This is a genomic window from Streptomyces sp. NPDC058877 (genome assembly GCF_042742855.1).
Lineage (GTDB): Bacteria > Actinomycetota > Actinomycetes > Streptomycetales > Streptomycetaceae > Streptomyces.
The window spans coordinates 26,983-41,269 of sequence record NZ_JBHYMF010000053.1 but is presented as its reverse complement, the minus strand read 5'-3'; the positions used below and the strand labels follow the sequence as shown (position 1 = coordinate 41,269).

General features: G+C 72.0%; 9 protein-coding genes. 7 read left to right on the top strand and 2 right to left on the bottom strand.

The features are described 5' to 3' along the window. Nucleotides 1-89: 89 nt before the first annotated feature. The gene (locus ACFW2Y_RS15290; protein WP_384878296.1) at nucleotides 90-2,702 is read right to left on the bottom strand and encodes an AMP-binding protein; all 2,613 of its coding nucleotides are present in this window, start codon (nucleotides 2,700-2,702) and stop codon (nucleotides 90-92) included. 173 nt (nucleotides 2,703-2,875) lie between these two features. Here ACFW2Y_RS15290 and ACFW2Y_RS15285 point away from each other — a divergent pair, with 173 nt between their 5' ends. The 5 genes from ACFW2Y_RS15285 (at nucleotide 2,876) to ACFW2Y_RS15265 (ending at nucleotide 9,842) form a co-directional block, all read left to right on the top strand. Next, complete coding sequence (locus tag ACFW2Y_RS15285) at nucleotides 2,876-3,895, top strand: iron ABC transporter substrate-binding protein (protein WP_384878294.1); 1,020 nt, start codon at nucleotides 2,876-2,878, stop codon at nucleotides 3,893-3,895. A 1-nt stretch (nucleotide 3,896) separates the two neighbouring features. Further along, a complete protein-coding gene (locus ACFW2Y_RS15280) occupies nucleotides 3,897-5,486 on the top strand; it encodes an ABC transporter permease (RefSeq protein ID WP_384878291.1) in 1,590 nt (529 codons plus the stop codon). Then, nucleotides 5,483-6,529, top strand: a complete 1,047-nt coding sequence (locus tag ACFW2Y_RS15275; protein ID WP_384878288.1) for an ABC transporter ATP-binding protein — start codon at nucleotides 5,483-5,485, stop codon at nucleotides 6,527-6,529. The genes ACFW2Y_RS15280 and ACFW2Y_RS15275 overlap by 4 nt, the downstream gene beginning before the upstream one ends. Before the next feature lie 315 nt (nucleotides 6,530-6,844). Then, on the top strand, nucleotides 6,845-8,437 hold the full coding sequence (locus tag ACFW2Y_RS15270; protein WP_384878286.1) for an SDR family oxidoreductase: 1,593 nt from the start codon (nucleotides 6,845-6,847) through the stop codon (nucleotides 8,435-8,437). A 163-nt stretch (nucleotides 8,438-8,600) separates the two neighbouring features. Further along, nucleotides 8,601-9,842: an FAD-dependent oxidoreductase gene (locus ACFW2Y_RS15265; protein ID WP_384878283.1), complete on the top strand. Its 1,242-nt coding sequence runs from the start codon at nucleotides 8,601-8,603 to the stop codon at nucleotides 9,840-9,842. Nucleotides 9,843-9,990: 148 nt separating this feature from the next. On the opposite strand, the gene ACFW2Y_RS15260 is transcribed toward ACFW2Y_RS15265, so the two are convergent. After that, a complete protein-coding gene (locus ACFW2Y_RS15260) occupies nucleotides 9,991-10,587 on the bottom strand; it encodes an RNA polymerase sigma factor (protein ID WP_384878280.1) in 597 nt (198 codons plus the stop codon). 416 nt (nucleotides 10,588-11,003) lie between these two features. Between ACFW2Y_RS15260 and ACFW2Y_RS15255 the strand changes: the two genes are divergently transcribed. Beyond that, a complete protein-coding gene (locus tag ACFW2Y_RS15255; RefSeq protein ID WP_384878278.1) occupies nucleotides 11,004-12,377 on the top strand; it encodes a cryptochrome/photolyase family protein in 1,374 nt (457 codons plus the stop codon). Nucleotides 12,378-12,961: 584 nt separating this feature from the next. Further along, entirely contained in the window at nucleotides 12,962-14,218 is a 1,257-nt protein-coding gene (locus ACFW2Y_RS15250; RefSeq protein ID WP_384878276.1) for an NAD(P)/FAD-dependent oxidoreductase, read from the top strand. Nucleotides 14,219-14,287: the final 69 nt, after the last annotated feature.

The window sequence follows — 14,287 nt, the reverse complement described above, 5'->3', positions numbered from 1 at the left end:
CCAGCGGTGGGCACCGGGACGGATGCCGCCCGCCGCTCCTCGTGTTGTGGAGAAGATCCGCCGGGGCGACCGGAGGAGCGTGGGCGGGCTCACTGCCGTGCGGCCCGCACCGTGTTCGGCGCGGGGATACGTCCCGGCCGGAGCAGCCCGGTGCCCCGCTTTCCGCGCAGAGCGGCGAGCCGGGTGACGGCCGCGGTGCAGCCGATGCCGACGGCCAGCGAGACCACGAGCGCCAGGTGCTTCGAGATGCCGTCGAAGACCGGGTAGACCTGCCAGTGCGTCAGATAGATGGCGAGTGAACTGCCGGCCAGCAGACCCGCTGCCCGGCTGAGGCGTCGACTGCTCGGCAGCGTGCGGAACCACACCAACAGGCAGAAGCCCACTGCGACGAACGACTCCCTGCGCGGCTCACCGGGGAAGAAGCCGGGGAGGGCGGCCAGGGCGATCACCGTCACCAGCAGTCGGTCCATCGGGGTGCGTGTCCTCGCCGCTGCCCAGCCGAGGGCGAAGAGCCAGAACACGGTGACCGCATCGGTGATCTGGGCCCGGGCCGGGAGGCCCACCAGTTCGTAACGGGCGAGCAGGCCGATTCCGGCCAGGGCGAGCGGCAGCCCGAACGGGAAGCCGCGTTCCAGACGGTCGACGGTGGGGACGGCCAGCAAGGCCGTCACGGCCAGCAAGATGTAGACGAGGGCCTCGACGAACCAGAGGTGGATTCCCGACCCCATGTCCTCGGGTCGGAGCGCATTGTGCAGCAGGAGGACGTTGGACAGGCCGTAGTCATCGGTGATGAGGAGCGCGAAGGCGGTCCAGGCCATGGTGGGCACGGCGATCCGGGCGATGCTGCGGGCCGAGCGGCGCGTCCGTTCACGGCGCTCGGGCGAGGCGAGCAGGAAGCGGGCGAAGTTGAACCCGGCCACGGCGAGCAGGAGGTGCGCCCCGCCCCGGACCTCGAAGACCCGGATGTGCGAGCCGACGATGCACACGATGGCCACCGCACGCAGGATGACGCTGGTCTCGATGCTCCGTCGCCGTGACCGGACCTCCGGTACCGGCTCCCGTCCGGCCGTCCCGCCGTGCCCCTCCAGGTCGCGTATGGACGTCAGGTGCCAGTCGAGGGGCAGACGGCCCAGGCGTCCCTCCAGTTGGAGGGACATCTCGACGTAGGACAGCGAGTCGCCGCCGAGGGAGACGAACGAGCTGTCCGGGGTCACGTCGGGCCGGTCCAGGATCCGGGCGTAGAGCGCGCACAAGTCGTCCGCGGCCCCGTCCTCGTCCGTCCGGGGCGTTCCGGTCGGGCGGGTCAGGGCCTGCACGGCCCGGTAGTCGGGCTTGCCCGTGGCGAGCCGGGGGAGCGCGGGCACCGTGTGGACGTGGACGGTCCGGGCGGGCAGGCCGCACTCGTCGACCACGCGTCTTCGTATTCGCCGTCGGTCCCGCTCCTGCCCGCCTTCCACGGCGATCGTGACGCCCTCGTCGTCGCCCGTGCACAGGGCGTTCAGGCCGTGCCGTGCGAGCAGGGCCTCGATCTGCTGCGGGTCGATGCGCAGACCGAGGATCTTGAGGAAGCGGCTGCGGCGGCCCACGATCTCGTACAGGCCGGCTCCGGTGCGACGGGCGAGGTCGCCGGTGCGCAGGGCATCGACGGTTCGACCGAGGGAGAGGTCTTCGGGGGCGAGGGCGTAACCGAGCATGACGTTCGGGCCCGTGTAGACGAGTTCGCCGACGTCATCCGCTCCGGATGCCTCCTCGACCGGCTCCAGGTGGAAGGAGCCGCCGGGGACGGGGACGCCGATCGCCCCGGGGTGGTCGGCGACGAGGGCGGGCGGCAGGTACGCCATGCGTGCGGTCGCCTCGGTCTGGCCGTACATCACGAAGAGGTCCCAGCCGTGCGACCGCCCGAGTTCGGCGTACTGCGTGACCCGCTCGGGGGAGAGCCGCCCGCCGGCCTGGGTGACGTACCGCAGGCGGGGGAGGTCCATCTCGGCGAACCCGACCCGATCGAGCAGGTCGAAGGTGTAGGGGACACCGGCGAGCGAGGTTCCGCCGGCCTCGCGGAAGAGGTCCCAGAAGCAGGCGTCCGCCACGGAGAGGTCGGTCAGGACGATTCCCGCCCCCCGCAGCAGGTTGCTGTGGACCACCGAGAGTCCGTAGCAGTAGTGCAGGGGCAGGGTGGTGGCGGCGCGGTCGGTGTCGCGGATGTCGAGGTAGGCGGCGATCGATTCGGCGTTGGACTGGAGGTTCTCGTACGAGAGCCGGACCAGTTTCGGGGAGCCGGTCGAGCCCGAGGTGCTGAGCAGGAGCGCCAGATCGGGGTGGAGGGAGTGCGCGGAACCGGACCGCCGTTCCTCGATCCGCGGTCCGTCGTCCGCCCCGGGACGGACGACGACATCGGGGTCGTACGCGGCGGTCAGTGCGGCGACGGCCTCCGGGTGGTCGCCCGGCACCAGCAGGGTCACGTGGCCGGCCGACAGCGCGGCCAGGTGGACGACGAGGGCCTCGACGGTGTTGGCCCCGGGGAGCAGGACCAGTCGCCGTTCGGGCCCCAGCCGTCGTGCGACCTCCTCGACCCGTCCGGCCAGCGCGCGGTACGAGAGTTCGCCGCCGGGGGTCACGACGGCGGTGCGGTCGCCGTGCACCGCGAGGTCGCGTGCGAGGGGGAGGGCCCGGCCGTCGACGGCCGGGGCGGGCAGGAGCGTCATGCGCGCATCGTAGGTAAGCCTTTCCTTACCGGAAAGAGGGGGGTGTGGTTCCGGATGCCGATTCGCGACCTCGCCGTTACCAAAGGCTGACTTGACCCTTAGGTTAGCTTTACCTTATCAATGCCCTATCCACAGGTTCGCTTGATAGATGACTGCAGGAAGGCACCACCCGTATGCGCCGCCCCACGGCCCGCACCCTCACCGCGTTCGCCGCAGCCGCTCTGCTCGGCCCCCTGCTCTCCGCCTGCGGCAGTGACGAGCCGGCCGACCTCGTCATCTACTCCGGCCGCAACGAGAACCTCGTCAAGCCGCTCATCGAGAAGCTGGAGGAGCACCTCGGCGCCAACGTCGAGGTCCGCTACGGTGCCAGCGCCGAGCTCTCCGCCCAGCTCCTCGAAGAGGGCGACCGCACCGAGGCAGGACTCTTCCTCTCCCAGGACGCGGGCGCCCTCGGCGCACTCTCCAAGGAGCAGCGCCTCGCGCCGCTCCCACAGGCCACCCTCGACAAGGTCGCCCCGACCTACCGCAGCTCCTCGGGGGACTGGACCGGAGTCAGCGGACGGGTCCGCGTCCTCGGCTACCACCCGGGTCAGGTCCCCACCCCGCCGAACAGCGTCCACGAGCTCGTGAAGCCGGAGTGGAAGGGCAAGATCGGCTTCGCCCCCACGAACGCCTCCTTCCAGGCCTTCGTCACCGGCATGCGCGTCCTGGAGGGCGACGACGCGGCCCGCTCCTGGCTCAAGGGCCTGAAGGCCAACGAACCCAAGGCCTACGAAAGCAACCTCAAGGTCCTGGACGCCGTCGACAAGGGCGAGGTCGCACTCGGCCTGATCAACCACTACTACTGGTACGAGCGGGCCGCCGAGACCGGTGCCGACAAGATCCAGGCGAGGGTGCACTACCTGCCCGGGGGCGACCCCGGCGGCCTCGTGAACGTCGCCGGCGTCGGCATCCTCAAGGGCGCCGACGCGAAGCAGGCCGCGTACGCCCAGAAGGCCGTCGACTTCTTCCTCTCCGCGGAATCCCAGGAGTACTTCGCCGAAGAGACCAAGGAGTACCCCCTGGCCGCCGGTGTGAAGGCAGCGGACGGAGTCCCACCGCTGGAGGGTCTCCAGCCGCCGAAGATGGACCTGGGACGGCTCGACTCCCTCAAGCAGACCCTGGTCATGCTCCAGGACGTCGGACTCGTCTGAGGTGACCGCACTGGACGTCCCGCTCCGGACCGACGACGCCGCCCGCCCGGAGGGTGCTCCGGCACCCCGTGGGCGGGCGCGCGCCGCCGGCCGCCCCTCCTGGACCCTCGTCGTACCCGCCACGACGGCCGCCCTGCTGGCCGTCCTGCCCCTGGGCTACCTCGGTGTCCGAGCCCTCGAACACGGCCCCGCCCGCGCGTGGGACGCCATCGCCGGCGAACGCACCGCCGAACTGCTCGTGCGCAGCCTCGGCCTCGCCGCCGTCGTCGTCGCGGCGTGCTTGGCGATCGGCGTCTCGCTCGCCTGGCTCACCGTCCGCACCGCCCTGCCCGGGGCCCGCGCCTGGTCCGTCCTGGTCACCCTGCCGCTGGCCGTCCCGAGCTACGTCACGGCGTTCGCCTGGCTGTCCGCGGCGCCCTCCCTGGCCGGTTTCGCCGGCTCGGCGGTCGCACTGACCCTGGCGTGCTTCCCGTACGTCTACCTTCCGGTCGCCGCCGCGCTCCGCGGCACCGACCCCGGACACGAGGAGGCTGCGCGCTCCCTCGGGCACGGACCGGTGCGCACCTTCCTGCGCGTCACCCTCCCCCAACTCCGGCCCGCCGCTGCCGGCGGCGGACTCCTCGTCGCGCTGTACGTGCTCTCCGACTTCGGTGCCGTCTCGCTCATGCGGTACGACACCTTCACCCGGGGGATCTACACCTCCTACCAGGCCAGCTTCGACCGCACCCCGGCCGCCGCCCTCAGCGCGGTGCTCGTGGTGATGACCGTGCTGCTCGTCGCTGCCGAAACCCGCACCCGCGGACGCGCCGACTACTCCCGCACGGGAAAGGGAACCGCCCGACGGATCGTTCCCGCCCGCCTCGGCCGACTCCAGCCGCTCGCCCTCGCCTGGTGCGGAACGATCGTCGCCCTGGCGGTCGGCTTCCCGCTCGCCACGCTCGGCTACTGGCTGGCCGTCGGCTCCTCCGCCACCTGGGATCCGGCCGCGCTCGCCGGCACCGCGCTCACCACGCTCGGCGTCGCCACCGGGGGAGCCACACTCACCGCACTGCTCGCGCTGCCGGTCGGCATCATCGCCGCCCGCCATCGCGGCCGGCTCGCCCACCTCCTCGAACAGGCCGCCTACGCGGGACACGCCGTTCCCGGCATCACCGTCGCGCTCGCGCTCGTGTTCTTCGCGGTGCGCTACGCCCGGCCCCTCTACCAGGAAACCCCGCTGCTGATCTGTGCGTACGCGGTGCTCTTCCTGCCCGTTGCCGTCGGAGCCACCCGAGCCGCCGTGCTCCAGGCACCGCCGGTCCTCGACGACGTGGCCCGCTCGTTGGGGCGCAGCCCCTTCGGCGTCCTCCGTGAGGTCACCGTGCCGCTCGCGGCCCCCGGAATCGCCGCCGGAGCGGCCCTCACCTTCGTGGTCTGCATGAAGGAACTCCCCGCCACCCTGCTGCTGCGCCCCACCGGCATGGACACCCTCGCCACCCGGCTGTGGACGGAAACCGGCACCGGATCGTTCGCCGCGGCTGCTCCGTACGCGGCGGCACTGATCCTGCTGGCCGCCGTTCCCTCGTACCTCCTCGGAAGGCACCGCACATGAACGAGCTAGAGGTACGCCAGGTCGTCAAGGGGTACGGGCCGGGGGCGTCGATCCTCGACGGGCTCGACCTGAGCGTTCCCGGAGGTGCGCTCGCGGCCGTCCTCGGACCGTCCGGCTGCGGCAAGACCACCCTGCTGAGGGTGATCGCGGGCTTCCTGGAGGCCGACTCCGGCACCGTCGCCGTCGCCGGCAGGACCCTCGGCGGCCCGGGCGTCCACTTGCCGCCCGAACGGCGTCGCATCGGGATCGTTCCCCAGGAGGGCGCCCTCTTCCCCCACCTCAGCGTGGCCCGGAACATCGCCTTCGGGCTGAGGGGCCTCGACCGGGCGGCCAAGCGCTCCCGCGTCGGGGAGATGCTCGACCTTGTCGGACTTCCCGGCTACGGCGAGCGGATGCCGCACGAGCTGTCCGGTGGCCAGCAACAGCGCGTGGCACTCGCCCGCGCGCTCGCCCCCCGGCCCCACCTCGTGCTGCTCGACGAACCGTTCAGCGCGCTCGACAGCGGGCTGCGCGGTGTCGTACGGGCGGAGGTCCGGGCCGTGCTGCGGGAGAGCGGCGCCACCGGCCTGCTGGTCACCCACGACCAACAGGAGGCCCTGTCCACCGCCGATCTGGTCGCCGTGCTCCGGGACGGCCGCGTCGCCCAGTGCGCGAGCCCACAGCACCTCTACCACCGCCCCGTGGACCCCTGGCTGGCCTCGTTCGTCGGCGATGCGGTCCTCGTTCCCGGCACGGTCGAGAAGGACACGGCCACCACCGTCCTCGGACGGGTCCCCCTCGCGACCACCCCGGAAGGGCTCCGCGAAGGGGTGGTGCTGCTGCGCCCCGAACAGCTCCGGCTCACCGGGCCGGAGGACGCCGACGTCGAAGGCGTGGTGACCGAGGTGCGCTTCTTCGGGCACGACGCCATGGTCACCGTGGCGGTCGACGGACTCGACCGACCGGTCGACATCCGGACCTCGGGCCCGCTCCGCCAGGAACCGGGCCGGAGGGTCGGCGTCCGGCTGACCGGCGAGGCCACCGTCCACCCCCACCGCGGCTGAACCGCGCCGAGGGGCCGTCGGAGCCCGACGCCGCGGGTGACGTCCCGGCCCCGACCCCCGACGTCACCCGTCGCCCCTCCTCGCCTGCCCCGGCCCTCCGAGCACTGCCCCACGGGAACGGGCCGCCCCCTCGACCGGGGGCGGCCCTCACGGGCATTACGCCGTACGGACCCAGAAACACACCGCGGCGCATCCCTCACCGGGGTTGCGGGCGAAGTATCTCCCAGACGGCCGGTGCCCCCGACGGCCGGCGAGCCAGGCGCCACAGCAGTGGAAGCGCAGCAACCGCTGCCCCTCCAGGGAACGGAGCACTTCATGCCCGCGTCTTCGAAACCGGCAGAAGGTCTGCACTGCTTGGTCACGGGTGCCAGCGGATACATCGGCGGCCGTCTCGTCCCCGAGCTGCTGGAGCAGGGGCACCGGGTCCGCTGCGTCGCCCGGAACCCCTCCCACCTCGAAGACCTCCCGTGGGCCGGGCAGGCGGAGATCGTCCACGGAGACGTCACCGACGCCCGGAGCCTGAAGCGGGCGATGGACGGCATCGACGTCGCCTACTACCTGGTCCATTCGATGACCTCCACGGCCGACTTCGAGAAGACCGACCGTCGCGCCGCCCGCACCTTCGCCGAGGCCGCCCGCGCCGCCGGCGTCGGGCGCATCGTGTACCTGGGCGGCCTCACCCCTTCCGGCATTCCCGAGGAAGACCTCTCCCCGCACCTGCGCTCGCGCAGCGAGGTGGGGCGGATCCTGTTGGAATCCGGCGTGCCCACCACCGTGCTGCGCGCAGCCGTCGTGATCGGCTCCGGCTCGGCCTCCTTCGAGATGCTGCGCTACCTGACGGAACGCCTGCCGGTCATGGTGACGCCCACCTGGGTCGGCACCCGGGTCCAGCCCATCGCGGTCCGTGACGTCCTGCGCTACCTGGTCGGCAGCGCACGCATGCCGGACGAGGTCAACCGGACCTTCGACATCGGCGGCCCCGACCTCCTCACGTACCGGGACATGATGATGCGCTACGCGCGCGTCGCCGGACTGCGCCAGCGGCTGATCCTCTCCGTCCCGGTGCTGACCCCCCGGCTGTCCAGCCACTGGATCGGTCTCGTCACTCCGGTCCCGGCCTCCCTGGCGCGCCCCCTGGCGGAGTCGCTGCGCTACGAGGTCGTGTGCACCGAGAACGACATCACGCAGTACGTGCCCGACGAACCCGGCCATCCGATGGGGTTCGACCAGGCCCTGGAACTGGCCCTCCAGCGCGTGCGCGACGCCCAGGTCGCCACTCGCTGGTCCTCCGCCTCCTTGCCCGGTGCGCCCAGTGACCCCTTGCCCACCGACCCGGACTGGGCGGGCGGAAGCCTCTACGTCGACGAACGGTCCCGCACCGTCGACGCGGCCCCGGCAGCCCTGTGGCGCGTCATCGAAGGCGTGGGCGGGGAGAACGGCTGGTACTCCTTCCCCCTGGCATGGGCCGTGCGCGGATGGTTCGACCGGCTGGTCGGGGGAGTGGGCCTGCGCCGTGGCCGGCGGGACGCCCAGAGGCTGAGGGTCGGCGACGCCCTCGACTTCTGGCGGGTCGAGGAGATCGAGCGCGGGCGGTTGCTGCGCCTGCGCGCCGAGATGCGCCTGCCCGGTCTCGCCTGGTTGGAGATGGTCGCGGACCACGACGACTCCGGGCGGACCCGCTACCACCAGCGCGCGCTGTTCCATCCCCGTGGCTTGGCCGGCCAGTTGTACTGGTGGAGCGTGGCGCCCTTCCACGCCGTCGTCTTCGGCGGCATGGCCAGGAACATCGCGCGGACGGCCGAGAGGGCCGAGAAGGCCGAGAAGCAGGAGCACCGGGGCGCGGCGCCGCAGCGACCGGAGGGTTCCGCCACCGCGCGCGAGGGCCTGCACGAAACCCACCGGACGTGACGGGGGCCGTCGACCCGTCGACCCGTCGGGCCGACAGGTGTCGACCGGTGCAGAGGAGAGGTACGGGAGGGGCTCTGCGGCGACCCCACCGGAAGGGCCCCGGATCCCCGGAGTCGAACCGCAGCCGAGCCGCCTTCGAGCACCAGGACCGAGGAGCACGGTGATGTTCAGCGAGGAACCGTACGACGTCGTGGTCGTCGGAGCGGGGGTGGCGGGTCTGGTCTGCGCGGCGGACCTCATCGATGCGGGACTCACGGTTCGGTTGCTGGAAGCCGACGGGCTACCGGGCGGTCGCATGCGCACCGACCGGGTGGCCGGCTTCACGCTCGACCGGGGGTTCCAAGTGCTCAACACCTCCTACCCGCAGGTGAAGAGAAGACTCGACCTCCGTGCGCTGAGGCTGCGCCCCTTCGCTCCGGCCGTTCTCGTGCCCACCGCCCGGGGGACGCGGAGGTTCACCGATCCGACCCGCGACCTCCGCGGCAGTGCCGATCTGCTGACCGGCCGGGCGGGTTCCCCGCGCGACCTGCTCGCCATGGGCCTCCTGTCCGCCCGCGACGCGCTGGAACCCGCCTCCCTGGTGAGGAACCGGCGCGACGGCACGACCCGGGCCGCCCTCGCCAGGGCCGGCGTCTCCCCGGAACTCGTCGAGACCTTCTTCCGGCCCTTCCTCTCGGGGGTGTTCCTGGAAGACCGACTGGAGACTTCGGCGCGCGTCTTCCACCTGGTCTGGCGCAGCTTCCTGCGGGGCACGCTCTGCCTTCCCGCAGAAGGCATCGGAGCGGTCCCGGCACAATTGGCCGCTCGACTCCCACCGGGCGTGCTGCACACCGCGACCCCCGTCGACGGTTTCGTCGACGGGGGAGTGTGGCTCGCTGACGGAGCCGTGGTGGGCGCCTCGGCCGTGGTCGTCGCGACGGGCATGACCGCCGCCGCCCGACTGCTCCCCGGGTTGCGGGTTCCGTCGGGGCGGACCGTCACCACCGTCTATCACGCGGCCGAGCGCTCCCCCTTGCCCGAGCCCGCCCTGGTCGTGGATCCACAGCGCCGTTTCCTGAACACCTGCGTCCTCACCGAGGTGCACCCGGGCTACGCGCAGGACGGTCGCGCCCTCGTGTCGACCTCCGTGCTCGGAGAGCTGCCGCCCGAGGAGGAGGGCCGCCTCGGGGAAGCGCTCGCGGAGGCCTACGACACCGACACGCACTCCTGGCAGACGGTGCACCGGATCACGGTGCGGGACGCGCTCCCGGCCATGCCGCCTCCGCATCCGCTGACGCGCACCACCCGTTTCGATGCCGGGGTGTACGTGTGCGGTGACCACCGGGCCACGGGGTCCGTGCAGGGAGCCATGGCGTCCGGCGCGCGGGCGGCCCGTGAAGTCCTGGCCGATCTCGGACGTGCGTGACACCGGGACGTCCGCGGCGGAGGGGGAGCGCACTCCCCCTCCGCACCGTTCGGCGGTCCACCCGGGTGATGCCCGGTCGAAGGGAGCGGACGTCCGTCGTGCGGAACGCGGCCGTCGTGTCGGGGGCGGCCGCACCCCTCGGCACGGGTCAGCCGGACGGGTCCATCACGGGCCGCAGCGCCTGGAAGCCGCGGCGGATGTGGCTCTTCACGGTGCCCAGGGGGAGACCGGTCGCCTCGGCGATCTTCGCCTGGGTCATGTCCCCGTAGATGGCCATCCGGACGAGCCGCCGTTGCACGGGGGACAGGACCGTCAGCTTCTCCTGGACCAGGACGCGGTTGAGGGCCAGGTCGCTCTCGTCGCCGTTCAGGTTCCGGATCGCATCGGCGTGTCGACTGGCGAGGGCGCGTTCCGTGTCCGCCCGACGGGTGCGTGCGGCCAGGGCGTCGACGATGACGTGGCGCGTGATGCCCACGATCCACCCGGCGAGCGGACCGCGTTCCATCCGGTATCCCGCGCGTCCGCGCCATGCGGCGAGGAACACCTGCTGGGTGACGTCCTCCGCGTCCTGTACGTCACCGAGGGAGCGTCGGGCCAGGGTGTACACCAAGGGTGCCAGCTGCTCGTAAGCCGAAGCCAGGGCACCCTCCTCACCGGCGGCGAAGCGGGCCGACAGCGCTTCCTGCTCCGCGTCCTGGCACGCTCGCGCGGTGGAACCGCCGCGGCGGGCGCGGTCGGCGGTCATGGGGGAACTGTGCCGGGCGGCGTTCATGGCTTGCTCCTCAAGGGGAAGGGCAGCGTCACCACGAACATCACGCAAAACGCTGCGTGGTTCAATTCGCATCGAATCTGCATTGAAATATGAGGAAAGGTGCGGGCTCCGGCATCCCTCCGGGCGGAGCCCGAGGAAGAACAGGAGGCGACCCACCCGCGGGGGAGCGAGCAGGCCGAAGCGATGCACGAACGATCCGTAACGGCACACACCCCACCGCTCCTTCGCAGGGGACCGCCCCGCGACCGTCACGCCCTCCGCTCGGTCGCATGTGCGACCCCGTCCTGTGCATCCGGCCGGGCGGCCGGTGCGGTAACCACCAGGTGGCTCAGTGGTCGGCCGGCTGAGTCTCCTCGTACGCCCGCCGGCCGAAACCCAGGAGTACTGCCATGACCGTTTCCGTGGTCCTGTTCACGTCGGACCTCCGCGTGCACGACCATCCGCCCCTGCGGGCCGCCCTGGAAGGCGCACACGAGGTCGTCCCGCTGTTCGTGCGCGACCCCGCCGTCGACCGGGCCGGATTCGCGGCTCCCAACAGGTTGGCCTTCCTCGCGGACTGCCTGGCCGACCTCGATCGGGCGCTCAAGGACAGGGGCGGCCGGCTGGTCGTGCGCAGCGGTGACACGGTCGCCGAGGTGTGCGCCGTGGTCCGCCAGGTGCAGGCCGACGAGGTCCACGTGGCGGCCGGCTACTCGACCTTCGCCCACGTCCGCCAAGAGCGGCTCCGCAGCGCGCTGGAGCCGGACGGCTGCCGCTTCTACGTGCACGATGCCGTGACCACGGTCATGCCGCCCGGTGACCTCACCCCCCAGGGATCCGACCACTACGCGGTCTTCACCCCCTACTACCGCCGTTGGGTCGGGGAACCCCTGCGTAAACCGCTCCCGGCCCCCCGGGCCGTGCAGGTGCCGCATGCGGTCCGATCGGAGGAGGTTCCCCTGCGGTCCGCCGTCGAAGGGGTGTCCGCGGGCCTCGTCGCCGGTGGCGAGAGCCGGGGTCGCAAACGGCTCACGGCCTGGATGTCGCACCACGGCGACTCCTACGCGGACCGGCATGACGACCTCGCCGGCGATGTCACGTCGCGGTTGTCCCCCTACCTCCACTTCGGGGCCCTCTCGCCCTTCGAAGCGGTCCACCGGGCGCGAGCGCGCGGTGGGGCGGGGGCCGAGGCGTTCGTCCGCCAGGTGTGCTGGCGGGACTTCTACCACCAGGTCCTGGCCGCCCGGCCGGAAGTCGCGGCCCAGGAGTACCGCTCCCGTCGCGACGGCTGGAGGCGAGGCGCGGACGCCGAGGCCGATCTCCGGGCATGGCGCGAGGGCAGGACCGGTTACCCCGTGGTGGACGCGGCGATGCGTCAGCTCGCCCACGAGGGGTGGATGCACAACCGTGCCCGCCTGATCACGGCCTCCTTCCTGACGAAGACCCTCTACGTCGACTGGCGCGAGGGCGCCCGTCACTTCCTCGACCTCCTGGTGGACGGTGACGTGGCGAACAACCAGTTGAACTGGCAATGGGTCGCGGGAACCGGCACGGACACCCGCCCCAACCGGGTCCTCAACCCGATCCGTCAGGCCCAGCGCTACGACCCCGAGGGCCGTTACGTCCACCGGTGGGTGCCCGAACTCGCGGGTCTGTCGGTGCCCGCACTCCACCAACCGTGGACCCTCACGGGCCTCGACCGGGCCGGCTACGACTATCCCGATCCCCTCATCGCCCTCGCGGACGGGCTGGCACGCTTCCGCCGGGCCCGCGAGGCCGACTGACGGGACCGTCCACCGGGCGCCGTGGGCGGCGCGGTCGAGGGGGTGACCGCGCCCGCGGTCCATCCGACGGCTGCCCGGGGGTCGATGCCGAGGCCCGCCGCGGCTCCTGCCGGCAAGGAACGCTGCAGCATCGACATTCGACGCGGAAACGATGCAGCTTGTTGCGTTCCTCCTCGTCGGAAGAACCTTGAGCAGCAGGCACGAAGGACGGCATCAGCAGCGTGTCCGCCCCGCCAGGAAAGGGACACCACGTGGGAATCACCTGAAACCAGCCCCTTCCCGGGGCCCGGCGCTGCTCAAAGGCCCGGCCTCCGTGGAAGGCGATCGGCCCGACGTTCCCGTACCACCGCGCCGGGCGGACCGGGGCGCAGCGTTTGTGAGCACCCTCCTGCACGGTGCATCGGCCACGGCTCAGATGCGGCCCCGGGAGGGAGCCCGGGGCGGGAGCGGTCGAGAACCACGGCCGATCCTGCCGAGCCGGGCTCGAACCGCCCCCCCATCCGATGGGGGAGCGGCTACGAACAACCCATGACGTGAAGGACGGGCAACACACGCCGAGGCCCGTGGAATGAGGGGCGGAGAACATGAACCGGCGAAGCGTTGCGGTGGTGGGGGCTGGAGTGGCCGGTCTGACGGCAGCCCACGTCCTGTCCCGCGTCCACGACGTGGTCCTGTACGAGGCGGACGAACGGCTGGGGGGCCACGCCCACACCCATGAACTGCCCACCCGCGAAGGCGGAACCGTCCGGGTCGACACGGGATTCATCGTCCACAACGAGCGCACCTACCCCCACCTCGTCGGACTCTTCCGGGAACTGGAGGTACAGACCCAGGACTCGGAGATGAGCATGTCCGTCCGGTGCGACGGCTGCGGACTCGAGTACGCCGGGGCCCGTGGCGCACGCGGGCTCCTGGGCGGGGGGAACCTCCTGCGCGGACGCCACCTGCGCATGCTCGCGGACGTTCCCCGCTTCCACCGGTCCGCCCGCGGACTCCTGGAAGCCGGGGACGAGACCATGACGCTCGGCGACTTCCTCCGGGAACGCCGCTTCACCCCCTACTTCATCGCACACTTCGCGATTCCGCTCGTCTCGGCCGTCTGGTCCTGCCCCGCGGAGACGTCGCTCCGCTATCCCGCCGCGTACCTCTTCCGCTTCCTCGACCACCACGGCCTGCTCTCGGTGACCGGATCGCCCCAGTGGAAGACCGTGACGGGCGGATCCGCCGTCTACGTGGAGCGGGTGGCCAAGAGGCTCACGGCCGTCCGCACCGCCACTCCGGTCCGCAGCGTCACGCGCGGAGCACACCACGCCCGCGTCACCACCGAGGACGGCGAGTCCACCACGCACTCCGCCGTCGTCCTGGCCGTCCATCCCGACCAGGCACTGCGCCTGCTCGCCGACCCCACCGAGCAGGAACGACGCGTACTCGGCGCGTTCACCTACTCGCGCAACCCGACGGTGCTGCACCGGGACACCTCACTGCTGCCCCGCTCCCCGCACGCACGTGCGTCCTGGAACTACTGGCTGCCCTCCTGCACCGCACGCCCCGAAGCGGTCCAGGTCAGCTACGACATGAACCGCCTCCAGCGACTGGGCTCCGCCGAACCCCACGTCGTCACGCTCAACCCCGGCGACCGGGTCGACGAGTCCACCGTCCTCGCCCGCATGGTCTACGAGCACCCCGTCTACACGCCCGAATCCGTTGCCGCCCAGCGCATGCTCCCCGAGCTGAACACCACCGTCACCGCCTACGCGGGTGCCTACCACGGCTGGGGGTTCCACGAGGACGGCTGCCGTTCGGGAGTCGAGGCGGCCCGTTCCCTGGGGGTGGACTGGTGAGCGGCACGCGGACCAGGACCACGGCCCCCGGCACCGGTTCCCCACCGCCCGCGGCCCCCGGACCGCCGC

Bases quoted from the DNA above. Each gene is read 5' to 3' on its own strand.
- ACFW2Y_RS15275 (WP_384878288.1), top strand. From the start codon at position 5,483: ATGAACGAGCTAGAGGTACGCCAGGTCGTCAAGGGGTACGGGCCGGGG.
- ACFW2Y_RS15265 (WP_384878283.1), top strand. From the start codon at position 8,601: ATGTTCAGCGAGGAACCGTACGACGTCGTGGTCGTCGGAGCGGGGGTG.
- ACFW2Y_RS15255 (WP_384878278.1), top strand. From the start codon at position 11,004: ATGACCGTTTCCGTGGTCCTGTTCACGTCGGACCTCCGCGTGCACGAC.
- ACFW2Y_RS15290 (WP_384878296.1), bottom strand. From the start codon at position 2,702: ATGACGCTCCTGCCCGCCCCGGCCGTCGACGGCCGGGCCCTCCCCCTC.
- ACFW2Y_RS15270 (WP_384878286.1), top strand. From the start codon at position 6,845: ATGCCCGCGTCTTCGAAACCGGCAGAAGGTCTGCACTGCTTGGTCACG.
- ACFW2Y_RS15250 (WP_384878276.1), top strand. From the start codon at position 12,962: ATGAACCGGCGAAGCGTTGCGGTGGTGGGGGCTGGAGTGGCCGGTCTG.
- ACFW2Y_RS15260 (WP_384878280.1), bottom strand. From the start codon at position 10,587: ATGACCGCCGACCGCGCCCGCCGCGGCGGTTCCACCGCGCGAGCGTGC.
- ACFW2Y_RS15285 (WP_384878294.1), top strand. From the start codon at position 2,876: ATGCGCCGCCCCACGGCCCGCACCCTCACCGCGTTCGCCGCAGCCGCT.